29 protein-coding genes and 1 pseudogene are annotated in these 24,357 nt (G+C 69.9%); 16 read left to right on the forward strand and 14 right to left on the reverse strand.

The window, feature by feature from the left end; all coding sequences use genetic code 11:
* On the reverse strand, positions 1 to 366 hold a 366-nt coding region (locus LQV45_RS03765; RefSeq protein ID WP_230005814.1), incomplete at its 3' end, for a hemolysin III family protein.
* Between the two features lie 151 nt (positions 367 to 517).
* Between LQV45_RS03765 and LQV45_RS03770 the strand changes: the two genes are divergently transcribed.
* On the forward strand, positions 518 to 1,300 hold the full coding sequence (locus LQV45_RS03770) for an isoprenyl transferase (protein ID WP_374208137.1): 783 nt from the start codon (positions 518 to 520) through the stop codon (positions 1,298 to 1,300).
* 185 nt (positions 1,301 to 1,485) lie between these two features.
* Positions 1,486 to 2,853, forward strand: a complete 1,368-nt coding sequence (locus LQV45_RS03775) for a PhoH family protein (protein ID WP_230005815.1) — start codon at positions 1,486 to 1,488, stop codon at positions 2,851 to 2,853.
* Between the two features lie 290 nt (positions 2,854 to 3,143).
* Here LQV45_RS03775 and LQV45_RS03780 read toward each other — a convergent pair whose 3' ends face one another.
* The 7 genes from LQV45_RS03780 to xseA are packed head-to-tail and all read right to left on the reverse strand — an operon-like array spanning position 3,144 to position 9,523.
* The gene (locus LQV45_RS03780; protein ID WP_230005816.1) at positions 3,144 to 3,800 is read right to left on the reverse strand and encodes a response regulator transcription factor; all 657 of its coding nucleotides are present in this window, start codon (positions 3,798 to 3,800) and stop codon (positions 3,144 to 3,146) included.
* Positions 3,797 to 5,212 (reverse strand): cell wall metabolism sensor histidine kinase WalK, encoded by a 1,416-nt coding sequence (locus LQV45_RS03785; protein ID WP_230005817.1) that lies wholly within the window; start codon positions 5,210 to 5,212, stop codon positions 3,797 to 3,799. Before LQV45_RS03785 ends, LQV45_RS03780 begins: the two co-directional genes overlap by 4 nt.
* 41 nt (positions 5,213 to 5,253) lie before the next feature.
* A complete protein-coding gene (locus tag LQV45_RS03790) occupies positions 5,254 to 6,648 on the reverse strand; it encodes an aspartate ammonia-lyase (protein ID WP_230005818.1) in 1,395 nt (464 codons plus the stop codon).
* 32 nt (positions 6,649 to 6,680) lie between these two features.
* Positions 6,681 to 7,328: a carbonic anhydrase gene (locus LQV45_RS03795; RefSeq protein ID WP_230005839.1), complete on the reverse strand. Its 648-nt coding sequence runs from the start codon at positions 7,326 to 7,328 to the stop codon at positions 6,681 to 6,683.
* Positions 7,329 to 7,336: 8 nt separating this feature from the next.
* Positions 7,337 to 7,969, reverse strand: a complete 633-nt coding sequence (locus LQV45_RS03800) for a DUF4245 family protein (RefSeq protein WP_230005819.1) — start codon at positions 7,967 to 7,969, stop codon at positions 7,337 to 7,339.
* On the reverse strand, positions 7,969 to 8,208 hold the full coding sequence (locus LQV45_RS03805; RefSeq protein WP_374208138.1) for an exodeoxyribonuclease VII small subunit: 240 nt from the start codon (positions 8,206 to 8,208) through the stop codon (positions 7,969 to 7,971). The genes LQV45_RS03800 and LQV45_RS03805 overlap by 1 nt, the downstream gene beginning before the upstream one ends.
* A 1-nt stretch (position 8,209) precedes the next feature.
* Complete coding sequence (xseA, locus tag LQV45_RS03810; protein ID WP_230005821.1) at positions 8,210 to 9,523, reverse strand: exodeoxyribonuclease VII large subunit; 1,314 nt, start codon at positions 9,521 to 9,523, stop codon at positions 8,210 to 8,212.
* A gap of 67 nt (positions 9,524 to 9,590) precedes the next feature.
* Here xseA and LQV45_RS03815 point away from each other — a divergent pair, with 67 nt between their 5' ends.
* The 5 genes from LQV45_RS03815 to LQV45_RS03835 are packed head-to-tail and all read left to right on the forward strand — an operon-like array spanning position 9,591 to position 13,011.
* The gene (locus tag LQV45_RS03815; protein WP_171024220.1) at positions 9,591 to 10,652 is read left to right on the forward strand and encodes a 4-hydroxy-3-methylbut-2-enyl diphosphate reductase; all 1,062 of its coding nucleotides are present in this window, start codon (positions 9,591 to 9,593) and stop codon (positions 10,650 to 10,652) included.
* Positions 10,649 to 11,191, forward strand: a complete 543-nt coding sequence (locus tag LQV45_RS03820; protein ID WP_230005822.1) for a DUF6264 family protein — start codon at positions 10,649 to 10,651, stop codon at positions 11,189 to 11,191. The genes LQV45_RS03815 and LQV45_RS03820 overlap by 4 nt, the downstream gene beginning before the upstream one ends.
* Before the next feature lie 54 nt (positions 11,192 to 11,245).
* On the forward strand, positions 11,246 to 11,749 hold the full coding sequence (locus LQV45_RS03825) for a sigma-70 family RNA polymerase sigma factor (protein WP_230005823.1): 504 nt from the start codon (positions 11,246 to 11,248) through the stop codon (positions 11,747 to 11,749).
* Complete coding sequence (locus LQV45_RS03830) at positions 11,746 to 12,456, forward strand: anti-sigma factor (RefSeq protein WP_230005824.1); 711 nt, start codon at positions 11,746 to 11,748, stop codon at positions 12,454 to 12,456. The genes LQV45_RS03825 and LQV45_RS03830 overlap by 4 nt, the downstream gene beginning before the upstream one ends.
* 9 nt (positions 12,457 to 12,465) lie before the next feature.
* A complete protein-coding gene (locus tag LQV45_RS03835) occupies positions 12,466 to 13,011 on the forward strand; it encodes an MOSC domain-containing protein (protein WP_230005825.1) in 546 nt (181 codons plus the stop codon).
* 172 nt (positions 13,012 to 13,183) lie between these two features.
* Here LQV45_RS03835 and fbaA read toward each other — a convergent pair whose 3' ends face one another.
* On the reverse strand, positions 13,184 to 14,212 hold the full coding sequence (fbaA, locus tag LQV45_RS03840) for a class II fructose-bisphosphate aldolase (protein ID WP_138173605.1): 1,029 nt from the start codon (positions 14,210 to 14,212) through the stop codon (positions 13,184 to 13,186).
* A gap of 179 nt (positions 14,213 to 14,391) precedes the next feature.
* Between fbaA and glpX the strand changes: the two genes are divergently transcribed.
* Both glpX and LQV45_RS03850 read left to right on the forward strand, forming a co-directional pair.
* Positions 14,392 to 15,381: a class II fructose-bisphosphatase gene (glpX, locus tag LQV45_RS03845; protein ID WP_230005826.1), complete on the forward strand. Its 990-nt coding sequence runs from the start codon at positions 14,392 to 14,394 to the stop codon at positions 15,379 to 15,381.
* A 290-nt stretch (positions 15,382 to 15,671) separates the two neighbouring features.
* Entirely contained in the window at positions 15,672 to 15,881 is a 210-nt protein-coding gene (locus tag LQV45_RS03850) for a UDP-N-acetylmuramyl pentapeptide phosphotransferase (protein ID WP_230005827.1), read from the forward strand.
* A gap of 14 nt (positions 15,882 to 15,895) precedes the next feature.
* Here the strand turns inward: LQV45_RS03850 and LQV45_RS03855 are convergent, their stop codons facing one another.
* Together LQV45_RS03855 and LQV45_RS03860 are read right to left on the reverse strand one after the other, a co-directional pair.
* Positions 15,896 to 17,221, reverse strand: a complete 1,326-nt coding sequence (locus LQV45_RS03855; RefSeq protein ID WP_230005828.1) for a DNA recombination protein RmuC — start codon at positions 17,219 to 17,221, stop codon at positions 15,896 to 15,898.
* A gap of 50 nt (positions 17,222 to 17,271) precedes the next feature.
* Positions 17,272 to 17,868: a 3'-5' exonuclease gene (locus LQV45_RS03860; protein WP_230005829.1), complete on the reverse strand. Its 597-nt coding sequence runs from the start codon at positions 17,866 to 17,868 to the stop codon at positions 17,272 to 17,274.
* A gap of 234 nt (positions 17,869 to 18,102) precedes the next feature.
* On the opposite strand from LQV45_RS03860, the gene LQV45_RS03865 reads away from it, so the two are divergent.
* The 5 genes from LQV45_RS03865 (at position 18,103) to LQV45_RS03885 (ending at position 21,050) form a co-directional block, all read left to right on the forward strand.
* A complete protein-coding gene (locus LQV45_RS03865; RefSeq protein ID WP_230005830.1) occupies positions 18,103 to 18,852 on the forward strand; it encodes a class I SAM-dependent methyltransferase in 750 nt (249 codons plus the stop codon).
* Positions 18,853 to 18,891: 39 nt separating this feature from the next.
* The gene (ychF, locus tag LQV45_RS03870; protein ID WP_230005831.1) at positions 18,892 to 19,965 is read left to right on the forward strand and encodes a redox-regulated ATPase YchF; all 1,074 of its coding nucleotides are present in this window, start codon (positions 18,892 to 18,894) and stop codon (positions 19,963 to 19,965) included.
* A 105-nt stretch (positions 19,966 to 20,070) separates the two neighbouring features.
* Positions 20,071 to 20,352 (forward strand): type II toxin-antitoxin system RelE/ParE family toxin, encoded by a 282-nt coding sequence (locus tag LQV45_RS03875; protein WP_290370202.1) that lies wholly within the window; start codon positions 20,071 to 20,073, stop codon positions 20,350 to 20,352.
* Positions 20,339 to 20,641, forward strand: a complete 303-nt coding sequence (locus LQV45_RS03880) for a HigA family addiction module antitoxin (protein ID WP_230005832.1) — start codon at positions 20,339 to 20,341, stop codon at positions 20,639 to 20,641. Before LQV45_RS03875 ends, LQV45_RS03880 begins: the two co-directional genes overlap by 14 nt.
* A gap of 61 nt (positions 20,642 to 20,702) precedes the next feature.
* The gene (locus LQV45_RS03885; RefSeq protein ID WP_230005833.1) at positions 20,703 to 21,050 is read left to right on the forward strand and encodes a hypothetical protein; all 348 of its coding nucleotides are present in this window, start codon (positions 20,703 to 20,705) and stop codon (positions 21,048 to 21,050) included.
* Between the two features lie 19 nt (positions 21,051 to 21,069).
* Here LQV45_RS03885 and LQV45_RS03890 read toward each other — a convergent pair whose 3' ends face one another.
* Positions 21,070 to 21,321, reverse strand: coding sequence for a Txe/YoeB family addiction module toxin (locus tag LQV45_RS03890; protein WP_230005834.1), 252 nt, complete (start codon positions 21,319 to 21,321; stop codon positions 21,070 to 21,072).
* Between the two features lie 52 nt (positions 21,322 to 21,373).
* Between LQV45_RS03890 and LQV45_RS03895 the strand changes: the two genes are divergently transcribed.
* Positions 21,374 to 22,699, forward strand: coding sequence for an MFS transporter (locus tag LQV45_RS03895; RefSeq protein ID WP_230005835.1), 1,326 nt, complete (start codon positions 21,374 to 21,376; stop codon positions 22,697 to 22,699).
* 22 nt (positions 22,700 to 22,721) lie between these two features.
* Here LQV45_RS03895 and LQV45_RS03900 read toward each other — a convergent pair whose 3' ends face one another.
* Positions 22,722 to 22,940, reverse strand: coding sequence for a hypothetical protein (locus LQV45_RS03900; RefSeq protein WP_230005836.1), 219 nt, complete (start codon positions 22,938 to 22,940; stop codon positions 22,722 to 22,724).
* A gap of 163 nt (positions 22,941 to 23,103) precedes the next feature.
* On the opposite strand from LQV45_RS03900, the gene LQV45_RS03905 reads away from it, so the two are divergent.
* Positions 23,104 to 23,634 carry a GNAT family N-acetyltransferase gene (locus tag LQV45_RS03905; protein ID WP_230005837.1) on the forward strand — a complete coding sequence of 177 codons (531 nt, stop codon included), beginning with the start codon at positions 23,104 to 23,106 and terminating at the stop codon, positions 23,632 to 23,634.
* On the opposite strand, the pseudogene LQV45_RS03910 reads toward LQV45_RS03905, so the two are convergent.
* Positions 23,635 to 24,357, reverse strand: a pseudogene (locus LQV45_RS03910) (D-alanyl-D-alanine carboxypeptidase); the annotation flags it as partial. It lies immediately after the preceding gene.

Raw genomic sequence — 24,357 nt, forward strand, 5'->3', positions numbered from 1 at the left:
GCTCCACACGATCGACAGCAGCAGCACGGTCTTGGGCGTCGGCAGCGCGAGAACGGCGAGAGGGGTGTAGGTGCCCGCGATCAGCAGCAGGATGTTGGCGTGGTCGATGCGCTTGAGCACGGCCCGCGTGCGGGGCTTCCAGTTGAACCGGTGGTAGAGCGCGGAGTTTCCGAACAGCAGCATCGAGGTCGCCATGAACACCGCGGAGGCCCACTTCGCGGGGGCGCCCTGGGCGAGGCAGATGAGCACGATTCCGGCGGCGATCGCCACGGGGAACGTCCCCGCATGGATCCAGCCGCGCCACGTCGGCTTGAGATCGTCCTGCGCTCCGACGGCCCCGGCCTCCAAGAGGGGGAGCTGGGGCATTTCGGGTCCGTCGCCAGTGGGGGAGAGCGTCACCCCTCGACCCTACGTCTCCCCGCATACCCCCGTCGGCACATGCCGATCTCCCCGCCCGTGCGGCGCGTATGCGTCATCCTCTCGGTGTTCCCGGGGCCGGACGCGGTAGCGTAGCCGGGTGGCGCGCGTGCGGAAGAACGAGGGGCGAGGGCCCCTCTATCGTCTGTACATCTCGCGCCTTCGTCGCCGGATGCCCGGCACCGTTCCGCACCACGTGGCCATGATGATCGACGGCAACCGCCGATGGGCGCGGCAGCTCGGTTTCGACAGCGCGGCGCACGGTCACCGCGCCGGCGCCGCGAAGATGCACGAGTTCTTACGGTGGTGCGACGATCTCGGCATCCAGGTCGTCTCCCTGTATCTGCTCTCCAACGACAATCTGCGCAAGCGCGATTCGCGGGAGCTCGAAGACCTCATCGACATCATCGCGGAGCTCGCGGGCGAGCTCTCCCACGAGCCCGACTGGCGGGTGCAGCACGTCGGCCGCTCCGACGACCTGCCGCCGGCCCTCGCCGAGGTGCTGCACGAGGTCACCGAACGCACCCGTTCGCACACCGGTCTGCACGTGAACCTCGCCGTCGGGTACGGCGGGCGCAGCGAGATCGTGGACGCGGTGCGCAGCATCATCGCGAAGCACGACGAGCAGGGCGGATCGCTCGAGGAGCTGGCCGCCAGCCTCACGCCGGAGCAGATCGGGGAGCACCTGTACACCGGCGGCCAGGCCGACCCCGACCTCGTGATCCGCACGTCGGGCGAGCAGCGTCTCAGCGACTTCTTGCTCTGGCAGTCCGCGCATTCGGAGTTCTACTTCGTCGAGGCGCTGGGGCCCGATCTGCGCGAGGTGGACTTCCTCCGGGCCATCCGCGACTTCTCTGCGCGCGACCGACGGTTCGGACAATGAGCCGTCATCAGCGTTAACGCACTCGTCACTTTTCCGGGCGTGTTCGCGCCCCTGGCATCCGGCGTCAGGCCTTACGGTGAGGTCATCGGGCACGGAGCCCGATCGAGTCGGCCTTCGGATCGCGACTCGTGACCCACAGGTCGACTCGTGACAGCCGGGTGAGACACCCGGGTCGGGAGTGGGTTGTGACTGCACGAGCACCGTACGACCAGCGTCACGTCGTCGAGAGCACTGTTTCGGAAATCGATGCCTCAGCCGACCAGGCTTTGCGCACCTACGTCCTGGATACCTCGGTACTGCTGAGCGATCCGCGCGCGTTCTTCCGCTTCGCTGAGCACTCCGTCGTCATCCCGGTCGTCGTGATCACCGAACTCGAGGGCAAACGCCACGATCCCGAAATCGGCTACTTCGCGCGGCAGGCGCTGCGCCACCTCGACGAACTGCGCATCGAGCACGGCCGACTCGACTTCCCGGTCCCCGTCGGCGACGACGGGACGCTCCGTGTCGAACTGAACAACACCGACCCGTCGGTCTTGCCCTCGGGCATGCGCCTGGGCGACAACGACAGCCGCATCCTCGCCGTCGCGATGAACATCGCGCGGGACGGCGCCGAGGTCACCGTGGTGTCGAAGGATCTGCCGATGCGCGTCAAGGCGGCATCCCTCGGTCTCTCGGCCGAGGAGTACCTCGCCGAGCAGGCCATGGACTCCGGCTGGACGGGGATCGCCTCGATCGACGTCTCGGGCGACGACCTGAGCGACCTGTACGAGGCGGAGGTGGCCTCGAGCGACGACGTCGTCGGGCTTCCGGTCAACACGGGCCTGATCATCCACTCCGAGCGCGGCTCGGCGCTGGGCCGCGTCACCGGTGACGGAGAGTTCCGCCTCGTCCGCGGCGACCGTGACGCGTTCGGGCTGCACGGGCGCTCCGCCGAGCAGCGCATCGCCCTCGACCTGCTGCTCGATCCCGAGGTCGGGATCGTCTCGCTCGGTGGCCGTGCCGGTACCGGCAAGTCGGCGCTCGCGCTGTGCGCGGCGCTGGAGGCCGTGCTGGAGCGGCAGCAGCAGAAGAAGATCATCGTGTTCCGACCGCTCTTCGCCGTCGGGGGACAAGAGCTCGGCTACCTGCCCGGTGACCAGGCCGAGAAGATGAACCCGTGGGGTCAGGCCGTCTTCGACACGCTCGGCTCGGTCGTGTCGGGCAACGTCCTCGAAGAGGTCGTGGCGCGGGGTCTGCTCGAAGTGCTGCCGCTCACCCACATCCGTGGCCGCTCGCTGCACGACGCGTTCGTGATCGTCGACGAGGCCCAGTCCCTCGAGCGCAACGTGCTCCTGACGGTACTGAGCCGTATCGGGCAGAACTCCCGCGTCGTTCTCACGCACGACGTCGGGCAGCGCGACAACCTGCGCGTCGGGCGGCACGACGGCGTCGCGTCGGTCATCGAGACGCTGAAGGGTCACGCGCTCTTCGGCCACGTCACCCTGACCCGTTCCGAGCGTTCGGCGATCGCCGCCCTCGTGACGGGTCTGCTGGAGGCGGCCGAGCTGTCCTGACCACCGATCGAAGGGCCGGGATGCCACGCATCCCGGCCCTTCGACGTTCGGGGGCTCTCGAGATGAGAGGTTTCTCATCTGCACCTCCCGGCGTTCTCACACGAAGCCGTCACAGTGGAATCACCGGCGAGGGAAACCTCGTCACCGCCCCGGCGGTTCCCCCCACAAAAGAAAACGAGATCGTCCTGCCGCGCAGGTCACCGACGTTTCGGGTACGGCGGAAGACCGCCACGGACGATCCCCCAGCCCCCGGTACCCCCCGACCGGGGGCTTTTGGGTTGTCGGCGCGGTTATTGCCAGCGGTAGCCGGCACCGCGCACGGTGGCGATGCGACCGGCGCCGAACTTCGCCCGCAAGTAGCGGACGTAGACGTCGACGACGTTGGACCCGGGGTCGAAGTCGAGTCCCCAGACACGACTGAGCAGCTGTTCCCGACTGAGCACTTGGCCCGCGTGGCTGACGAACTCCTCCGCCAGGGCGAACTCGCGCGCGCTGAGATCGATCTCCCGACCGGCGACCGAGGCACGACGGGTGAGCACGTCCAACGAGACGTCCCCGTGCGCGATGGTGATGCTCCCGAGGCTCACCGGTTCCCGCAGACGGGAACGCACGCGCGCGAGCAGCTCGTCGAACTTGAACGGTTTCGCGACGTAGTCGTTCGCCCCCGCATCCAGACCGTCGACGGTGTCGCGCGTGCTCGTCCGTGCCGTGAGCATGATCACCGGGATCGAGGCCCCCTGACCGCGCAGACTCCGCAGCACTTCGAATCCGTCCATCGTCGGCAGACCCACGTCCAGCAGAACGAGATCGACGTCGCCGGACAACGCGGTCTCCAGTGCCTCGGCGCCGTCGTCGACGATGAGCGTCTGGTAGCCGGCCGATTCCAATCCCTTGGCCACGAACGCCGAGATGCGTTCCTCGTCTTCGGCGATGAGGATGCGAGTCATCCGGTGGCCTCTCTCTGCAGGACGACGTCACCGGCGCGCACCGGCGTCGGCAGGTCGGCGGGCGTGTGCGCGCCACCCAGCGGGACGTGCAGCGTCAGGGTCGCGCCCCCGCCCGGAGTGTCCGCGATGCTGCAATGCCCGTCGTGCGCCTTGGCGATGGCATCCACGATCGACAGGCCCAGGCCGGAGCCGTCGACGCCGCGGCGCGTCGAGACGCGATCGAACCGCCGGAACACCCGGTGCCGCGCGGCGGGAGGGATGCCGGGCCCGTGGTCGCGCACCCACAGGCTCGCGGTCGTGCCATCGGTGGAACTGCCGATCTCGATCGGGCTGCCGGCGGGGGTGTACTTGGCGGCGTTGTCCGCCAGTTGCAGCCACGCCTGGACCAGTCGGTCGTGGTCGCCGACGATGCGGCCCCGGCCGCGGGCCTCGATCGTCCAGGTGTGCTCGGGGAGGGCTGCGACCAACTCGCCCATGCGGTCGGTCAGGGCGCCCACGTCCACGACCCCGGTGGAGAGCGATCCCGCCTCCACGTCGGCGAGGGCGTCGATGTCGTCGACGAGGCGCGAGAGCCGGTCCAGCTCGGCGATGCCGAGGTCGCGCGTCTCGATGACGTCGCGCGCATCGGTGGGGTTCATCGTCTCGAGGTGACCGCGCACGATCGTGATCGGTGTCTTGAGCTCGTGCCGGACGTCGTCGAGCAACTGTCGCTGCGATTCCACCGACATCGACAGGCGGTCCAGCATGGAGTTCACCGAGGCGGTCAGGTCGGAGATCTCGTCGTTGCCGTGGGCGGAGACGCGGGTGCCGAGATCGGCGATGGTGATCGCGTCGGTGGTGTCGCGGAGCTTGCGCAGGGGCGAGAAGAGCCGCCCGGTGACGAACCAGCCGGCCACGGCGACGGCCAGGAGCACCACCGCCCCGGTGAGGGCATACGTCGTGGTCGACAGGCTCACCAGCTCCATGCGCTCGTCAATGGCGACGGCCTGCACGATCGTGGCGTCGCCGGCGGGCACCGCCGCGTAGAGCACCGGGCCGAGAGTGCTGTCGAGGCGGCCGCGCGTCTCACCGCGCTCGAGCGCGGCGCGAAGGGCATCGAGGAACGCGGCATCCGCGGTCAGGGGGACCCCCGGCGGTGCAGGGGTGGAGGCCAGCACCGTGCCGCCGCTCAGGGCCAGCGTGGCATCGGTGCGCCCCGGAACGGCTGCCGCGACGAGATCCGCCGGATCCTGGGCCGACACCGAGACGGTCGAGACGAAGCCGTCGAGTTGGCGCTGCGCGTTGGCGAGGACGCGCTCGCTCTGCACGAAGAACGTGACACTTCCGGCCACGATGAGTCCGACCAGCACGACGCCGAGGATCGCCCCGAGGAGCCGCACCCGTGCCGAGACGGCTCTCGTAGGGCGGATCATCCTCTGATTATGGCGCTCCCCGGCGTCGTGCGCGGTTCGGCTCAGCCAGGGTGGGTCATCGAGAGCAGGTCGAGCTTGGCGTCGAGCACCTCTTCGGTGATCTCGCCGCGCTCGACGTAGCCCAGGTCGATGACGGCCTCGCGCACCGTGATGCCCTTGGCGACGGCGTGCTTGGCGATCTTGGCGGCGGCCTCGTAGCCGATCACCTTGTTGAGCGGGGTGACGATCGACGGCGACATCCCGGCGAACGCCTCGGCGCGCGCGACGTTGGCCTCCAGGCCGTCGATGGTCTTGTCGGCCAGGACGCGCATGGCGTTGGAGAGCAGTCGGATCGACTCCAGCAGCGCCGTCCCCATGACCGGGATGGCGACGTTCAGCTCGAACGAGCCCGATGCGCCGGCCCACGCGACCGTGGCGTCGTTGCCGATGACCCGGGCGCACACCATGAGCGTCGCCTCGGGGACGACCGGGTTGATCTTGCCCGGCATGATCGACGATCCCGGCTGCAGGTCGGGGATGTGCAGCTCACCGAGACCCGTGTTGGGGCCCGAGCCCATCCAGCGGATGTCGTTGTTGATCTTCGTCAGCGACACCGCGATCGTGCGGAGAGCGCCGGATGCCTCGACGAGACCGTCGCGGTTGGCCTGGGCCTCGAAGTGGTCCTTCGCCTCGGTGATCGGCAGCTCGGTCTCGGCCGCGAGCAGCTCGATGACCTTCTGCGGGAAGCCGAGAGGAGTGTTGATCCCCGTGCCCACGGCGGTGCCGCCGAGGGGGACCTCGCCGACGCGGGGGAGGACGGCCTGCACGCGCTCGATGCCGAGGCGCATCTGGCGGGCGTAGCCGCCGAACTCCTGGCCGAGAGTGACGGGCGTGGCATCCATGAGGTGCGTGCGACCGGACTTGACGATGCCCTTCCACGCCTCGGCCTTGGCCTCGAGCGCCACCGAGAGGTGGTCGAGGGCGGGGATGAGATCGTCGATCAGCGCCTGGGTCACGGCGATGTGCACGGACGTCGGGAAGACGTCGTTCGAGGACTGCGACGCGTTGACGTGGTCGTTGGGGTGCACCGTGTCGCCGAGGATGCGCGTGGCGAGGGTCGCCAGCACCTCGTTCATGTTCATGTTCGACGAGGTGCCGCTGCCGGTCTGGTAGGTGTCGACCGGGAAGTGGGCGTCGTACGCGCCGGTGATGACTTCGTCGGCGGCCTGGGCGATGGCGTCGGCCACGCGCGGGTCGAGGGTGCCGAGATCTTTGTTGGCCAGTGCGGCGGCCTTTTTGATGCGGGCGAGCGCCGCGATCTGCGTCGATTCCAGGCCCGAACCCGAGATGGGGAAGTTCTCGACCGCGCGCTGCGTCTGCGCGGCGTAGAGGGCGTCCTTCGGCACCCGCACCTCACCCATGGTGTCGTGCTCGATGCGGTACTCGATGTCGGTCACGTCGTCGTTCCTCCAGATCGTTTCGTTCGGTCTCAGGCGGCGTGGGACTCGTCCACGTCGCCGACGCTCACGACGGGGACGGCTTCCCCGTCGTCGAGTCGGTAGTTGGCACCCACGACCGCGACGCGGCCGTCGGCCACGGCCTCGCTGATGAGCTCGGACGCGCGCAGCAGGTCGGAGACCGTGTGGCGCAGGTGTTCGCGGCCCACGAGTTCGGGGTCGACGCGCTCGGTACCGCGGCCGGCAGCGGCCTCGGTGCGCTGGACACGGCGGACCGCGGGCACGATCGGGGCGATCTGACGCCAGATGTAGGCGGGGAGCGTCGGCGCGTCGATTCCGGTGCTGTCGATGGCTGCACCCACGGCGCCGCACGCGTCGTGCGCGAGGACGACGATGAGCGGCACTTCCAGCACGCCGACGGCGTACTCGAGGCTGCCGATGACGGAGTCGGAGATGACCTGACCGGCGTTGCGTACGACGAACAGATCGCCCAGGCCCTGGTCGAAGATGATCTCCGCCGCCAGCCGCGAGTCGGAGCATCCGAAGAGGGCGGCCGTGGGGTGCTGCGAACTCGCCAGCTCGGTGCGGCGCTCGACGTCTTGCCGCGGGTGGGCGGGCGCGCCGGAGACGAAACGCCGGTTGCCCTCGAGCATCTGGCTCCACACGTCGCGGGGAGTCATGCGATCGTTCACGGGATCTCTCTCAGTTCGCGGACCTGGGCGGTGACGGATGCCGCGGCGATCGCGGTGGTCTCGGGACTGGCATCCCCGTAGATCAGGACCTGATCGGGCCCGGCGGGAGTGGACAGGGCGTAGCTGATGTTGCCGGCGCGCTCGGGGTCGCTCGGGCGGTAGACGGCCCAGTCGAGGCCGTCGATCTCGATCGTCTCGGTGCTGCGCGCTCCGCCGAGGATCTGGGCGACCCACTCCTCGCCGGTGTCCAGGCCCTGGGCCACACGGACGAAGCCGGACTCGCCCGAGCGCACGTAGACCATGGTCCACGCCTCGACGCCGCCCTGGCCCTCGGTCATCGCCTGGTTCACGCGCCAGCCGTCGGGCAGAGCGGGGGAGAGGGCGGGGCGGCCGAGGTCGTCGGACAGCTCGGCGGCGAGAGCGGGGACGTCGGGCTGTGGGCGCGGCGCCGGTTCTCCGCGCGGGACGGCGGCGATCACGACCAGCACGACGGCGACGGTCACGAGGAGCGCCGCGATCAGGTTGCGGAACGTCTTGCTCGAGCGGTAGCGGCGGGAGGACTCGGCCTTGCGGGCTGCGGTCTCGTCCGGAGTCTCGGGACGACCGAGCTCGGCGACGACGCGGGCCATCAGGACTCCTCGCCTTCGCCGCGCGCGGCATCGAGACGCCGCTTCGCGCCCAGCAGCCACTCTTCGCATCGGGCGGAGAGCTGCTCGCCGCGTTCCCACAGCGCGAGCGACTCCTCCAGAGTGGGAGAGCCCTGCTCGAGTTCGGCGACCACGCGGACGAGCTCGTCACGCGCCTGCTCGAACGACAGGGACGCCACGTCGGCGGAGGGGCCGGAGGGCGTCGCGGTCATGGCATCCATCTTAGGCGGGACCGGCGGTGCGGCCGCCGTCGGACGAGGAGTCCGTGGGATCGATCGGACCTGTGGAGGAGGCGCCGAAAGCGCCGTCGGCGACGGTCACGACGACGCGTGCTCCCGCCGGCGCCTGCGTCGCGTCGCGCACGATCCCGCCGCCCTCGACCTGGGCGATCGCATAGCCTCGCGCCAGGGTGGCCTCGGGCGACAGCGCGCGCAGCGACGCGCGCAGCTCGCGGGTGCGGCGCTCCTCGGCCTGCAGTCGGCGGTCGACGACGTCGCGGCCCCGGGTCGAGAGCATCCACACGTCTTGCGCGCGGGCGGTCAGCATCGTGTGCGGAGTCCGCAGCGCCGGGCGCGAACGCAACTGCTCGAGCTGGGCGATGTCGTGCAGCACCCGCTGGGTGAGTCGACCGGTCAGGCGCGCCCGGAGTTGGGCGACCGCCGCGCGCTGCTCGCTCACGTCGGGCACGATGCGCTTGGCCGCGTCGGTCGGCGTCGAGGCGCGGACGTCGGCCACGTCGTCCAGCAGCGGACGGTCGTTCTCGTGGCCGATGGCGCTCACGATCGGGGTGGATGCCGCGGCCACCGCGCGCACGAGTCGCTCGTCGCTGAAGCCGAGGAGCGTCTGCGGATCGCCGCCGCCGCGCGCGATGACGATGACGTCGACGTCGGGGTCCGCATCCAGCGCCGTCAGCGCGGCGAGCGTCTCGGGCACGCAGCGGTCGCCCTGCACCGCGGCGTACCGGGTGCGGAAGCGCACCTGGGGCCACCGCAGCTCGGCGTTGCGGTGCACGTCCTTCTCGGCATCCGAGTTCTCGCCCGTGATGAGACCGATGCAGTGCGGGAGGAAGGGCAGCTTCTTCTTGCGCGCGGGGTCGAACAGCCCCTCGGACCGCAGCTGCGCGCGCAGGCGTTCGAGACGTTCGAGCTGTTCGCCCAGGCCCACGTGCCGCATCGCCGAGACCGCGAACGAGAAGTCGCCCGTGCGGGGGAAGTAGTCCGCCTTGACGCACGCGACGACGTGGTCGCCGACCTGCAGGTCTTTCGGCAGCCGAGCCAGCGTGCTCGACCAGATCCGGAACGCCACCGTCGAATCGGTGCCGAGGTCTTTCATGCGGCCGAACACGTTCCCGCCGCGCCGGTTGAACGAGGTGATCTCGCCCTCGACCCAGACGGATCCCCACCGTTCGATGAACCCGCGGATCGTGTCGTTCAGTCGCGAGACCGAGGTCGGCGCGTCCGTCGTCGACTCACGGGGATGAACGGAGTCCGCCGGGGGCGTGAGGCCCTCGACGGCGTCGGGTCGGAAGGAGGTCATGGTCTCTCGTACGGGTCGATGGTGGCGGTTCGGCCGTCGTCCAGGGGCGCCCCCGTAGAATCGAGGGGTGAGCTCACCTGCCGTCCACCTGCCCGTTCCCCGTATCCCGGGTCGACGCGGGCGGCTCCAGGATATCCCGGTCCACGGACAGAAGAAGGTGCTGTTGGCCGCGCCCCGCGGTTACTGCGCCGGTGTCGACCGGGCGGTGATCGCCGTCGAGAAGGCCCTCGAGCGCTACGGGGCGCCGGTGTACGTGCGCAAGCAGATCGTGCACAACATCCACGTCGTCACCGAGCTCGAGAAGAAGGGCGCGATCTTCGTCGAAGAGGTCGACGAGGTACCCGAGGGTTCGCACGTCGTCTTCAGCGCCCACGGGGTCTCACCCGCGGTCGTGTCCGCGGCATCCGATCGGCACCTCCAGGCGATCGACGCGACGTGCCCGCTCGTGACCAAGGTGCACCGTGAGGCGGTCCGCTTCGCCCGCGACGACTTCGAGATCCTGCTCATCGGCCACGAGGGCCACGAAGAGGTCGAGGGCACGGCGGGCGAGGCCCCCGAGCACGTCACCGTCGTCAACTCGCCGGAGCACGCCGACACCGTCGAGGTGCGCGACCCGTCGAAGGTCGTGTGGCTCTCGCAGACCACGCTCTCGGTCGATGAAACGATGGAGACGGTCCGCCGCTTGCGTGTGCGCTTCCCCGAACTGCAGGATCCGCCGTCCGACGACATCTGCTACGCCACCCAGAACCGTCAGGTCGCGATCAAGAAGGTCGCCGTCGGCGCCGACCTCGTGATCGTCGTCGGATCGGCCAACTCGTCCAACAGCGTCCGCTTGGTCGAGGTGGCGCTCGAGTACGGCGCCAAGGCCGCCTACCGCGTCGACTACGTCGACGAGGTTCGGCAGGAGTGGCTCGAGGGTGTCGAGACGGTGGGCGTCACGAGCGGCGCGTCGGTACCCGAAGTCCTCGTCACCGAGGTGCTCGAAGAACTCGCCGGTGCCGGTTACCGCGACGTCGAAGAGGTCCGGACGGCGGAGGAGGACCTGATGTTCTCGCTCCCCAAGGAGCTGCGTCAGGACTCGTCGGGCAAGCGCGACCAGCGCGCCCTGGGCGGCCGGGGTCGCGCGTGAGTGACGCGGAGTCGCGCCCGCGACCGCAGTACGGCGAGTACGCCACCCCCGAGGAGCAGCGCGCCCGGATCCAGCATCCCGAGGTCACCGAGGCGCTCCAGTCGGGGGTCGCTCCGGAGCCCGAGCCGGAGCCGACGGTCGCTCCCGCCGCACCCCGTGCGCGTGGACCCCTCGCCGACCGTGTCGTCACGTTCGTGCTGCTGGTCTACGGACTCGTCTCGGTCATCTCCACGATCGTGCAGCTCCTGGACTTTCCCGGATACGCCGAGCGCGCGGCGCAGATCCTCGGGGTCGACGCGACGTACACCGCTCTGTCGGCGGGCTTCGTCTGGGGTGCCGTCGCGTCGGTCGTGTACGGCGTGGGGTATCTCGTCACGGCCGCTCTGACGTGGCGGCGGCTGCGCCGCGGGCGCGTGGCGTTCTGGGTGCCGCTGGTGGGCTTCGTCGCGACGACGCTCCTGGCCGGTGTGTGCATCACGATCGCGCTGATGGCCGACCCCGCCTTCCTCTCGGCTCTCACGGGCGCCGTCACCAACTGAACCGACGGACCCGGCATCCCGTGTTCTCTTGAGGACGACAGGAGGGGATCGGCGGTGCGAGACGATCACGCGCAGTTGACGGCGCTGTACGACGCGCACGCCGCCCCCGTCTGGCGCTACGTCGTCAGCCTGACCGGCGACCACGCGGGCGCCGACGACGTCGTGCAAGAGACGTTGCTGCGGGCGTGGCGGACGCCGCGCATCATGGCCGACGACCCGTCGACCCTGCGGTCGTGGATGTTCACGGTGGCGCGCAACATCGTCATCGACGACGCGCGCAGCGCCCGCCGGCGTCACGAGCACACCGTCGACGAGCTTCCCGAGACCGCCGGCGGCGACGACACGGATGCCATGTTCGACGCGCTGCTCGTCGAAGAGGCCCTCGCGACCCTGACGCCCGACCACCGGGCCGTCATCGTCGCGGCCTATTACGGCGGCCGGAGCGTGGCACAGGCCGCCGAAGAGCTGGGGATTCCCGCCGGGACCGTCAAGTCGCGTCTGCACTACGCCGTGCGCGCGCTGCGGCTCGCCCTGCAAGAGAGAGGGGTGACGCGATGAACGCCGCACACGAGCGGTTCGCCACGTGGGACGGGGCATACGTCCTCGGCGCGCTGTCCGCTGCGGATCGCGCCGAGTACGAGCGGCACCTCGGCGGGTGCGCCCTCTGCCGCGCTGCCGTCGCCGAACTCGCGCCCACCGCCGGTCTGCTCTCGCGCCTGTCGCCCGAGCGGGCCCGAGCGATCGATTCCACCGACCCCGCGCCGGCCGCAGCGCCGATGGCTCCGCACCCTGCCCTCCGCGGGCGGCTCGTGCGGACCGCGCGCCGCCGTCGTCGTCGCACGGTGGCGCTGTGGGTGGGGGCCGCGGCGGCCGCCCTGCTCGTGATCGCGGTGCCGAGCGTGCTGGCGCTCACGGCCCCCGCGGACGACGCCGGCGGCACCGTGTACGCCCTCGAAGACGTCGCGGGGGCGCCGCTGGAGGCGTCGGTCAAACTGACGTCGGTCGAGTGGGGGACACGCATCGACCTCGTCTGCCAGTACACCGGCGAGGTGCTGGACGCTCCGCCCGGGGGATGGCCCTACGCGCTCGCGGTCACCGACGACGCCGGCGCCACGACGATGCTCTCGACGTGGCGCGCCGGTCCGGGGTCCACAACAGAGTTGAGCGCGGGCACCGACGTCGCCGCCTCGAGCATCGGTTCGATCGAGATCCGGACGCTCGACGGCGACCGCGTCGTGATGCGCCGGGAGTTCGACAGCCCCTAGCATCGACGGATGCCGAGCCTCATCGCCGTCTGCGCCGTCCACGCCCTGCGTCCCGACTCGGGATCGGTGGGGGTCACCGCGATCGACAAGCGCGCCCTCGAGGGTGCGGTGCGCATCGGACCCCTCGGGGTCCGCGCCGACGTGCAGGCCAGCCGCAAGCACCACGGCGGTCCCGACAAGGCGGTGTACGCCTACGCGCAGGACGACGCCGAGTTCTGGGAGCGGGAGCTCGGGCGAGAGCTCGCCCCCGGCTGGTTCGGCGAGAACCTGCGCCTCGAGGGCATCGACGTGAACGGGGCACGCATCGGCGAGGTGTGGCGCATCGGCGAGACCGTCGAGCTCGAGGTCACGATGCCCCGCACGCCCTGCGCCACTTTCGCACGCTGGGTGGGCGGTTCGACGGGTCGTGGGTGGGTGAAGCGCTTCTCGGACGAGGGACGGCTCGGCGCCTACCTGCGTGTCCGCCGTGCCGGCGAGGTGCGCGCCGGCGACCCCGTCGAGATCGTCTCGTCGCCACCCGCCGCCCCGACGGTGCTCGAGCTCTACCGCGCGTAGCGCGCGGCGCTGCGGCGGGGCCGGGGCGGGCCATGCCCGCGAAACTGCATCCGGCTGACATCTCCACGGCAGGCTGCAGGGGAGATGTCAGGGAGGTGCAGTCTCGCGGGCGGGAGAGGCCCGCGGGACGCACGAACGCCCCGGCCGGAGCCGGGGCGTTCGGGGAGAGGCGTCAGCCCTGGGACTTGCCGAAGGAGCCGAGCTGCTTCGTGGCCTCGACGACGCGGACGGCCATCGCCGACTCGGCGACCTTGCCCCACGCGCGCGGGTCGTACTGCTTCTTGTTGCCGACCTCGCCGTCGACCTTCAGCACGCCCTCGTAGTTCGAGAACATGTAGCCCGCGATCGAGCGGGTGAAGGCGTACTGGGTGTCGGTGTCGATGTTCATCTTGACGACGCCGTTGGCGACCGCGAGAGCGATCTCTTCATCGGTCGAGCCGCTGCCGCCGTGGAAGACGAGGTCGAGGGGCTTGGGGCCGGTGCCGAACTTGGCGGCGATGCCCTCCTGGATCTCACCGAGCAGCTCGGGACGCAGCTTCACGCCGCCGGGCTTGTAGACGCCGTGCACGTTGCCGAAGGTGAGGGCCGAGATGTAGCGGCCGTTCTCGCCGAGACCGAGGCGCTCGACGGCCTTGGTCACGTCGGCGACCGTCGTGTAGAGCGCCTCGTTGGAGCCCTCGTGCTGGACGCCGTCCTCTTCGCCACCGACGACGCCGACCTCGATCTCGAGGATCGCGTTGATGTTCTTGAGGCGGGGGAGGAGCTCGGCGGCGATGTCGATGTTCTCGTCGAGCGGCACGGCCGAGCCGTCCCACATGTGCGACTGGAAGATCGGGTTGCGCCCGGCCTTGACCTCTTCCTCGGAGGCTTCCAGCAGCGGCAGGACGAAACCGGGCAGGGCGTCCTTCGGGCAGTGGTCGGTGTGCAGCGCAACCGTGATCGGGTAGTTCTTGGCGACCTCGGTCACGTACTTCGCGAAAGCGAGGGCGCCCGTGGCGCGAGCCTTCACGGTGTGACCGGCGAAGTAGTCGGCGCCACCGGTGGTGACCTGCAGGATGCCGTCCGAGCCGGCCTCGGTCAGGCCCTGGAGCACGGAGTTGATGGTCTGCGAGCTCGAGACGTTGATCGCGGGGTACGCGAAGCTGCCGGCCTTGGCGCGGTCCAGCATCTCGGCATACTGCTCAGGGGTGGCGACGGGCATGGAGGTGCTCCTTGGTCGTGACAGGGACACCGTCACTCTAGCGAAGGCACCCGATCGTGACACCGAGACCGGGCGAGGATCGCCGCAGTTCTGCCGTGGCGTTAAGAACGATGAATCCTTCGGGCTCCCGTCGGGAAAAACCGGCGGTTGTCACAGTCTCGCTGGCTACAGTGGGGCTCATGGTGAGCCTGACGTCCGACATGAGTCCTCTGCACCCCGATCGGAACCTGGCTCTCGAGCTGGTGAGGGCCACCGAAGCGGCCTCGATCCGCGCCGTGCCGTTCATCGGCCGCGGCGACAAGGAGGCCGCCGACGGCGCCGCCGTCGACGCGATGCGCGCCTTCTTCAGCACCGTCAACTTCGACGGCACGATCGTCATCGGTGAGGGCGAGAAGGACAACGCCCCCATGCTCTACAACGGCGAGCGGGTGGGCAGCGGTCGCGGCCCCCGGTGCGACGTCGCCGTCGATCCGATCGACGGCACCTCCCTGACGGCCGCCGGACGACAGAACGCGCTGTCGGTCATCGCCGTGTCCGATCACGGCACGATGCTCGACGCCTCGAGCGTCTTCTACATGGACAAGCTCGTCACCGGACCCGCGGGCGTCGGCGTCGTCGACATCCGCCTCCCCATCGGCGAGAACATCCGACTGCTGGCCAAGGCGCTCCGCAAGTCGGTCGACGAGATCGTCGTGTCGGTGCTGAACCGCCCGCGTCACGAGCAGCTCATCGCCGACATCCGCGAAGCCGGTGCGGGGACGCGCCTCATGAGTGACGGCGACGTCGCCGGCGGCATCAACGCGGCACGACACAACGCCCGGACCGACATGTGCGTCGGGATCGGCGGCAGCCCCGAGGGCATCGTCACCGCGTGTGCGATCAAGGCTCTGGGGGGTCACATCCAGGGCGTCCTCGCGCCGCGCACCGACGACGAGAAGCAGAAGGGCCGGGATGCCGGTCTGAAGCTCGACGGCGAGGTCTACGAGGCCGACGACCTCGTCAAGGGGAAGAACACGATCTTCGTGGCCACCGGTGTGACCGACGGCCAGCTCGTCCAGGGCGTCCGTCGCGACGGCGACTTCATCTACACCGAGAGCGTCGTGCTGCGCGGTGCGTCGGGGACGCTCCGCCGGATCTCGTCGGAGCACCTCACGTCGAAGTGGCTCTGACCGTCGTCCCGCGGCACGCCCGCGCGCGGCGCTGATCCGCTGAGACTGCATCCCGCTGGCATCCCCCGTGCACACTGCGGGGGATTCGTCAGTTGGATGCCGTCTCGCGGTGTTTCGTCAGGTGGGCCTGAGTCAGGTGGGCCTGCGGGTCCGGAAGTTCGGTGCATGCAGGTACAGCCGGGCGTGTCGTTGTGCAAGCGTGACTCCCCTGGGAGGGGGTGTCTGGCAGAATCGTCGAAGGTGTCAACGGCGACGCTGCGTTCTTCCGAGACCCGAAGGGGGATCGTTCCATGGCAGCTCCGACGAACTCAACCGCACCGCAGACCGGTGCACAGGCGGTCATCGCCGATGCTCTCGACCCCGCGCGTCGTCCCGATGTGCTGCTGCGCAAGCGCCGCGATGAGGGCCACGAAATCAGCGCATGGTGGATGGTCGGCGCGTTCGTCGCTGTTTCGGCCGCGGTCGTGAGCCTGCTCAGCTGGGTTCCCGGCGGGTCTTGATCCTCGGACGGCGCTCAGTCGTCGTCGGCGATTCCCGCCCGTGCGCGGATCGCGCCGAGGTCGGCATGCGTCACGTCTCGGTGTGCGAGCCCGCGTTCGGTCGCCTCGCCGTCGTCCTCGGCGCCGTCGATGAGTTCGGGCGCCGTCCACCTGCGCGGTGACGCCTCGAGCGGTGCGGGAGCGTCCACGGCGTCGAGCTTCGTTTCGTCGATGCCGGGGAACTTGCGCGCCGTCACGAGCACGCGCGACTCCAGCGACCCGGCGAAGCGGTTGTAACTGTCGACGGTGCGCTCGAGCGCGCGCCGCAGATCGCCGGCGTGACCGGCGAGTACACCTACGCGCTCGTACAGCTCGGTACCGAGTGCGAACAACGTGCGCGCCTCGTCGGAGACGTCCTGCTGCGTCCACGTGAAGGCCACGGTCTTGAGGACCGCCCACAGGTTCACCGGTGACGCGAGGGCCACGCGACGCGCGAACGCGTACTCGAGCAGCGTCGGGTCGTCGTCGAGGGCCGCGGAGAGCAGCGACTCGCTCGGCAGGAAGCAGATCACGAACTCGGGGCTGGTCGAGAGCCCCGCCCAGTACGTCTTGCGGGCGAGCGCGTCGACGTGTGCGCGCACGGCCCGGGTGTGCTTGGTCAGGAGGGCCGCCCGGCGCGCGCCCTCGTCGCCCGGGGCGGTCACCGGGATCGCGCTGGCCTGGAGGTAGGCGTCGAGGGGGACCTTGGCATCCACCGCGAGAGCCTTGCCCCCGGGGAGGCGCACGACCATGTCGGGGCGCCCCGCGCCGGCGTCGGAGGTGATCGAGGACTGCAGGTCGAAGTCGACGTAGCGCGTGAGGCCCGCGGCCTCGACGACCCGGCGCAGCTGCGTCTCGCCCCAGACGCCGCGCGTGCTGCCCGAGCGCATCGCCGAAGCGAGGGACTCGGTCGTGGCGCGGAGCGCCTCGTCGGCCTCACGCGAGAGTCGCAACTGCTCGCCCAGCGCGGAGTACTGCTCGACGCGGTCGCGCTCGAGGCCGTCGACCTTGCGCTGCATCGCGTCGAGGGTCTCGCGCACGGGATCGAGCGCGCGCAGGACCGTCTGCTCGCGGCGTTCGCGCTCCTCGCGCGCGGCCTGATCGGCGCGTGTCTGACCCACGAGGTCGCGGTACAGGGTCGTCTGATGGTCGAGCTGGGCCTGTGCCCCGACGAGCACGGCATCGGCGGCGGCGACGCGTGAGGCGAGAGCGATCCGCTCGGTCGCGGCGCGCGAGGTGGCCCGCGCGGCACCGAGGAACCAGCCCGCGCCGGCACCGATCGCGAGGGCGAGGATCGCGAGGATCAGGGCGATGGCATCCATGTGCTCAGTGTGCCGCAGGCCTCCGACATCGCCCGGAAGTGGCGGGCGGGTCAGGCGACGGCGCGCTCGAGGCGGCGTTCCGCCTGGATCTGCGAGACCCGCACGCCGAGGTGCGCGGTGAGGGCGTGCACATCGGCGGCACCGGCGCGCCGGGCGCAGTCGATCGTGATCTCGGCGCACGCGACGGCGTCGGCGAGGGCGTCGTGGTGCGCGAACGGCGAGCATCCGGCCTCGGCCGCGACGAGCGGCAGGCGGTAGGAGTCGAGGGTGTAGGTCTTCCGCGACATCTGGACGCTGCAGAGATAGTGGTAGGAGGGGCAGTCGTCGCCGGTCGCGGCGCACGCACGGCGCAGCACCGACATGTCGAAGCCCGCGTTGTGGGCGACGAGCACGTCCGCCCCGGCGAAGGCGGTCAGCCGAGCCAGCTGCGTGCTCCAGTCCGGCGCGTCGACGACGTCGGACGGACGGATGCCGTGGATGCCGACGTTGATCGCGGCGAAGTCGTCGTGCCCGGCCGGCGGCTTGATGAGCCAGGCAGCAGTGGCCACGACCCGTCCGTCGCGGACGCGGGCGAGCCCCACTGCACACGCAGACGCACCACTGGAGTTCGCCGTTTCGAAGTCGATCGCGGTGAAGTCCAGTGCCACGCCTCCACCCTCGCTCGACCTCCCCGTCCGGCCGGGACGGCACGCCGTCCGACGCGGGATCGGTCTCGTCGCGCCGCGGGCCGTCGACGGTGACCGCCGGGCGGTGGGTCGTCGTGCGGGTGGCACGCCGACTCCTGGCATCCGGAATCGGCGTGTCCCCTGCCGACTCCGCCGCACGGTACGGCTGCGGGAGGCGCCCGCGCGGACAGCGGGCACCCGGCATAGGGTCGAGGCATGACGGAACGCCAGAAGTCGACGTCGTTCGGGCAGGCGGCCGCGGCTTACGAGTCGGGGCGGCCCGAGTATCCGGCCGAGGCGGTGGCGTGGATGCTCGCGCCGGTCCGCGAGCCCGGCCGGGCGCTGCGCGTCGCCGACGTGGGCGCCGGTACCGGCAAGCTCACCCGCGCGGTCGTCGAGCTCGGTGCCGACGTCGTGGCGATCGATCCGGATGCCGCGATGCTGGCGTCGTTGCGCGAGAACGTCCGCGGCATCCCGACGTTCGCCGGTACCGCCGAGCGTCTGCCGCTGCCCGACTCGGCCCTCGACGCCGTGGTGATGGGACAGGCGTGGCACTGGGTGGATCCGGACGCGGGATCCCGCGAGATCGCCCGTGCGCTGCGGTCCGGCGGAGTGCTCGGACTGGTGTGGAACATCCGCGACGAGCGTGTCGACTGGGTGCGCAGCCTCACCCGGGTGATCGGGACGTCGAACGCCGAACGGCTTCTCGCCGACGGCGGGCCGCGGATCGCCGAGCCGCTCGTCGACCTCGAGCACCGCACGTGGACCTGGAGCCGCCGCATCACCCTGGCCCAGCTGCGCGACCTCGTCTTCTCTCGGAGCGACATCATCACGGCATCCGCCGAGGAGCGCGCGCGCATCGACGCCGAGGTCGACGGGGTCGTGGCATCCGTCCCGGGACTCGCCGACGGGGGAGCGGTCGACCTGCCGTACGTGACCCATGCGTTCCGCGCGCGGCGTCTCTGACGCGGTGAGGGCGGCGCGGGCCGGGTAACCTGGACTCCCGTGGCTCTTACCATCGGAATCGTCGGCCTTCCCAATGTGGGAAAGTCCACTCTCTTCAACGCCCTGACCAAGAACTCGGTGCTCGCGGCGAACTACCCGTTCGCCACCATCGAGCCCAACGTCGGGGTCGTGAACCTTCCCGATGTGCGGCTGCAGCAGCTCGCCGACGTGTTCGGCAGCGAGCGTCTCGTGCCCGCCGCGGTGTCGTTCGTCGACATCGCCGGCATCGTTCGTGGCGCCAGCGAGGGGGAGGGGCTGGGCAACCAGTTCCTCGCGAACATTCGTGAAGCGGATGCCATCGCCCAGGTCGTCCGCGGATTCGCCGACGACGACGTGGTCCACGTCGACGGGCAGGTGAACCCCGCGAGCGACATGGAGACGATCAACGCCGAGCTGCAGCTCGCCGACCTCCAGACGCTCGAGAAGGCCATCACGCGCTACGAGAAAGAGGTCAAGGGCAAGAAGCTCGACCCCTCGGTGCTCGATGCCGCCAGGGCCGCGGAGGACGCGCTCCAGCGGGGCGTGCTGCTCTCGGCATCCGGTCTCGACCTGTCGCCGATTCGCGAACTGGGTCTGTTGACCGCGAAGCCCTTCATCTTCGTCTTCAACGTCGACGAGGCCGTTCTCACCGACCAGTCCCGCAAGGATGAGCTGTCCGCGCTGGTCGCGCCGGCGAAGGCCGTGTTCTTGGATGCCAAGATCGAGTCGGAACTGATCGACCTCGACCCCGAGGATGCCGCGGAGCTGCTGGCGTCCACCGGCCAGGACGAGTCGGGTCTCGACCAGCTCGCACGAATCGGCTTCGACACGCTGGGCCTGCAGACCTACCTCACCGCCGGGCCCAAGGAAGCGCGCGCGTGGACGATCCCTCAGGGTGCGAAGGCTCCGCAGGCGGCCGGCGTCATCCACACCGACTTCGAGAAGGGCTTCATCAAGGCCGAGGTCATCTCGTTCGCCGACCTCATCGAGCTCGGCTCGGTCGCCGAGGCCCGTGCGAAGGGCAAAGCCCGCCTCGAGGGCAAGGACTACGTCATGCAGGACGGCGACGTGGTGGAGTTCCGCTTCAACAACTGAGCGGAGTCCCACTCCGAAACTCAGCTGGCGTGTTCACGCAGACGGGCGTGGGGCGCACGGCTTAACGCCTGGCGTCAATAACGCATTGCGTTATATGCTGGTCGCGTGATCAGATCGTTCGGGAGCAAGGACGCCGAGCGACTGTGGCGTCGTGAGCGGGTGCCGTCGATCGATCCTCGGATTCATTCGGTGGCACTGCGCAAGCTTCGTCAGGTGGGGTCTGCGGAGTCGCTTAATGATCTCCATGTTCCCCCAGGCAACCGGCTCGAAGCGCTCAAGGGTGCTCGGGTCGGTCAGTACCGCATCAGGATCAACGACCAGTGGCGGATCTGCTTCGTGTGGACCGATGCTGGGCCAGAGGAGGTGCAGATCGTTGACTATCACTGACAAGATTCCCCCGATTCACCCGGGCGAGGTGCTCATGGAGGACTTCATCAACGGGTTCGACATCACGCAGAACCGCCTTGCGGTGGCCATCGGTGTGCCACCAAGGCGGATCAACGAGATCGTTCACGGCAAGCGTGGAATCAGCGCGGACACGGCACTGCGCCTGGCGAAGTACTTCGGCACGTCGGCGGAGTTCTGGATCAATCTGCAGAGTCACTACGAGCTCGACCGCGCCGAGGACCTCGCGGGGGAGCAGATCGCGTCGATCACTCCGCTCAGGGTGGCTTGACCGTGATTCGATGGAGTCCCGCTTCAACAACTGAGCAGGCTCCTGACGTAGGCTCCCGGCCATGAGCGGAACCCCTCCGGCGCGACGTTCCATCCGGCTGTTCCCCGACTACGGCCGGGATTGGCCGCTCTGGGAGGACTCGAGATCGACGTGGGACGTCGGGTACACGACGACGCCCGACGACTATGGGCTGTCCGATGCGCTCCGTCGCGACATCGCCGCGTGGAACGCCCTGTGGGAGGCCAACTTCGACCCGTTCGACGGGTGGAAGGACGCGGCATCCTGCGAGGCGTGGCGCGCGGCGGGGGAGGGCATCGCGGCACGGCTCGCTGACGAGGTGTCGGCGTTCGCCGACGTCTGGTACGAGCCGTGGCCGCTCGGAGCTGAGCTGGGTGCGGCCGAAGGCTGAGGTCTGATCGTCGCCGATGTCAGTAGTGGTATCGCGCCTGCAGCACGGTGACGTGCGTGTCGTCGGCGATGTAGACGAGCCGATTCGCCTCGTCGATGCGGCGCGACCACACGCCGGCCAATGCGTGTTTCAGCGGCTCCGGCTTACCGATGCCCTCGAACGGGTCTTCGTGGAGGGTATCGGCGAGCAACTGGTTGATGCGCCGGAGCGTCTTGCGGTCTGGTTCTGCGCGGCATCGGCTCCCGCGCTTCACGGCACCGGCCCACGGCACCGGCCCACAGTTCAGTGGCCGCTCCCGCGACGACCTTCGCTAGAGTCGGCGCGTGAAAACCACCCCCACGGCCGCACCGGGGTCGACTCCGGAGCGCCGGGCGCGGGTGCGGGCCATCCTCGCGGGCTCCGTGCCGAACCTCGTCCAGTGGTTCAACCTCTACGTCTACGCGATCTTCGCCCCGTATTTCCGTACCGAGTTCTTCGATCCCGACTCACCGGACTCGCTGCTCTATGTGTACGCCCTGTTCGCCGTGACCTTCGTCGTGCGGCCGGTCGGCTCGTGGCTGTTCGGCCGGCTCGCCGACACCCGGGGAAGGCAGCGGGCACTCGTCGCCGCGGTCACCCTGATGTCCGCGGGTTCCGTCGCTCTCGCGGTCGCGCCGACCGAACGGGCGATCGGGGCGTGGGCGGCCGTGATCCTCGTGGTCGTGAGTGTCGTTCAGGGCGTCGCCACCGGGGGCGAGTACGCGGCGGCCACGGTGTTGTTGTCGGAGTCGGGCACGCGGGGGCACCGCGGATTCTTCGCCTCGTTCCAGGCCACCACGATCGTCGGCGGTCTCGTGCTCGCGCAGGGAACGCTCCTGGTGCTCCTGCTGATCAGCGATCGCGCGGCGGTGTCGGAGTGGGGGTGGCGGGTCGCGTTCGTCGCGGGCGGCGCGGCCGGTCTGGCATCGCTGCTGTGGGCGCGCAGGTTCCGGCGCTCCGCGGCCGCGGGCGCACCCGCGAACTCGAAGCCGGCCTCGACGATGACCGAGTTGCTGCGCGACCACTGGCGGCCGCTCATCTGGGTGATTCTGCTGACGGCGGGAGGCAGCGCGGCGTTCTACACCGCGACGGTCACGGTGCCCTCCGTCCTCCGCGAGGCGTCCTTCGCCGCGGGCGGGCACGCGGCCGAGTCCACGACGACCGGGGTCGTGCTCGCGGCCTTCGTCGTCCTGATGCTGATGCAGCCGCTCGGCGGCGCGGTGAGCGATCGGATCGGCCGCAAGCCTCTGCTCATCGCCTTCGGCGCAGCGGGTGTCCTGGGCGCGGGGTTCCTCGTGACCGCGGCCGCCCGGGTGACGTCGCCGGCGGTGGTCTTCGGCATCCTGGTCCTCGCGTTCGCGGTTCTGACCTGTTACCTCTCGGTCAACGGCATCGCCAAGGCGGAGGTCTTCCCCGCCCACATCCGTGCCCTCGGTGTGGGCCTCGGGTACGCCGTGGCCAACTCGCTGTTCGGCGGCACCGCTCCGCTCGTCTACCACGCCACGGCGGGCGGTTTCGGCTTCGTCGCGTATCTGTCGGTGCTGCTGGGGGTGACGCTGGTCGCCGCCCTCGCGATGCGCGGGGGCGCGGCGACCGCTCTGGACGCGCCCGATGTCTCAGCGGAGCGCTGACGAGCAACCATCGGCCCGTGCGTCAGCCTTCGGGCCACAGCCGAACCGCGAACAGCCATTCCGCGATCTGCTCCGCGGACGGGTCGTATTCGCCGATCTCCCGCCCCTCGTCCCAGGCACCCGCGATCTGTGCCGCCGCCTCGCCGTCAGGGAGGAGGTCGATCTCCTTGACGAGAGCGGCGAGTCGCGGAACGATCGCGGTGTCGATGCGAGGAGGGGTGAGCGACGGTCGGAGGTCCACGTACCCCAGTATGTGTCGCGCGCACGTCCGAGCCCCCCCCGGTCACTCGACCGGAGGCTCGACTGCGGTCCTCAGCCGCCGATGGGCGTCGGGTTCGTCGTTCGGAGCGAATCGAAACGGTGGAGGGGGGAACGAGCGCCGGCAGGCAGGGGAGAATCGCCTCGTGACAACCGTGCAACTGCGTCCGCTCGAGCCGGCAGAAGAGCCCGCCTTCATCGCCCGCCTCCAGAAGGCGTTTACCGAGGGTGCCGAGACGGCTCCCGGTCACGACGGCTCGGAGCCCGTCATCTCGGTCGGGGAGATACGGGAGTCCATCGACGCGCCCGGAGCCGAATCCTGGAACGTGCTGATCGACGGGCGCAGCATCGGCGGAGCCGTCGTCTCCGTGAAGGACGCTGGACGCCGCCGCGGTCTCGACCTGTTGTTCATCGACACCGCGACGCAAGGCACCGGAATGGGATCGGCGACGTGGCGCGCGCTCGAGGAGCACTACCCCGATGCCGAGGTGTGGGATACGATGACCCCGTACTTCGACACGCGCAACATCCACTTCTATGTCAACCGGTGCGGGTTCCACATCGTCGAGTTCTTCCACCCCGGCCACCCTGACCCGAACAGCCCCCACCCGACGACGGCCGACGACGACGAGCGCGGGCCCGACCTCATGTTCCGGTTCGAGAAGCGGCGGAGCTGATCAGCCCAGCTCGCCCGGGTGCGTCAGGCGCCACCAGAGCGTCGGTTCCTCGAGCTCGCCCGAGATCTTCACGTCGGCGGTCGCGCTGTTCGGCCCGGCGGTCCAGGTGATCGTGCCGACCGACTCGCCGTCGGCGTAGCGCTCGGGGGTCTGGACGTCGAGCTCGGCGGTGACCGGGGTGTCGGACCACGTCATCAGCGCGGCGGTCCGACCGAGGACGACGTCGGCGCGCGAGCCCCACGCGGTGGTGATCTCGCCGACCTCGTCGCCGACGGTCCCGACCGGCACATCGTGGAACCCGGCGCGGATGTCCTGGAGCAGGGTCGTCACGTCCTGATCGGTGCTGTCGTGCGTCGCGCCGCCGAGACGGACGCCCGTGATCTGCAGGGGCGGGCCGATCCCGACGTCGAGGAGCGAACTGAACAGCAGATTGAACGTGCCTTCGCCGAGGTTTCCGGTCTTGAGTCCGCGGATCCCCTCGGTGCCGAGGAGGTCGTTCGTGTTCGTCACGAACCCGGGCCCGCCCGGAAGCGAGATGGAGGGCATCGCGACGATCGCCGCGATCGCCGGATTCGCCTCCGCGAGCCGGCCCAGGGCGATGAGGTCGCGCGGCGTGCTCGTGTTGCGCTCGTCGATGCCCGTGGCATCCACGATCCGTGTCGACTCCAGCCCGTTCGCCGCGAGCCATGCGCGAGCGGCGAACGGGCTGGAGTCGACACGGAT

The sequence above is a fragment of the Microbacterium sp. Bi128 genome (assembly GCF_918698205.1).

Excerpts from the sequence above, each read along its gene's own strand:
- LQV45_RS03780 (WP_230005816.1), bottom strand. The coding sequence starts at position 3,800 with ATGACTCGCATCCTCATCGCCGAAGACGAGGAACGCATCTCGGCGTTC.
- LQV45_RS03785 (WP_230005817.1), bottom strand. The coding sequence starts at position 5,212 with ATGATCCGCCCTACGAGAGCCGTCTCGGCACGGGTGCGGCTCCTCGGG.
- LQV45_RS03795 (WP_230005839.1), bottom strand. The coding sequence starts at position 7,328 with ATGACTCCCCGCGACGTGTGGAGCCAGATGCTCGAGGGCAACCGGCGT.
- LQV45_RS03800 (WP_230005819.1), bottom strand. The coding sequence starts at position 7,969 with ATGGCCCGCGTCGTCGCCGAGCTCGGTCGTCCCGAGACTCCGGACGAG.
- LQV45_RS03805 (WP_374208138.1), bottom strand. The coding sequence starts at position 8,208 with ATGGATGCCATGACCGCGACGCCCTCCGGCCCCTCCGCCGACGTGGCG.
- xseA (WP_230005821.1), bottom strand. The coding sequence starts at position 9,523 with ATGACCTCCTTCCGACCCGACGCCGTCGAGGGCCTCACGCCCCCGGCG.
- LQV45_RS03830 (WP_230005824.1), top strand. The coding sequence starts at position 11,746 with ATGAACGCCGCACACGAGCGGTTCGCCACGTGGGACGGGGCATACGTC.
- LQV45_RS03835 (WP_230005825.1), top strand. The coding sequence starts at position 12,466 with ATGCCGAGCCTCATCGCCGTCTGCGCCGTCCACGCCCTGCGTCCCGAC.
- fbaA (WP_138173605.1), bottom strand. The coding sequence starts at position 14,212 with ATGCCCGTCGCCACCCCTGAGCAGTATGCCGAGATGCTGGACCGCGCC.
- glpX (WP_230005826.1), top strand. The coding sequence starts at position 14,392 with ATGGTGAGCCTGACGTCCGACATGAGTCCTCTGCACCCCGATCGGAAC.
- LQV45_RS03850 (WP_230005827.1), top strand. The coding sequence starts at position 15,672 with ATGGCAGCTCCGACGAACTCAACCGCACCGCAGACCGGTGCACAGGCG.
- LQV45_RS03855 (WP_230005828.1), bottom strand. The coding sequence starts at position 17,221 with ATGGATGCCATCGCCCTGATCCTCGCGATCCTCGCCCTCGCGATCGGT.
- LQV45_RS03865 (WP_230005830.1), top strand. The coding sequence starts at position 18,103 with ATGACGGAACGCCAGAAGTCGACGTCGTTCGGGCAGGCGGCCGCGGCT.
- LQV45_RS03885 (WP_230005833.1), top strand. The coding sequence starts at position 20,703 with ATGAGCGGAACCCCTCCGGCGCGACGTTCCATCCGGCTGTTCCCCGAC.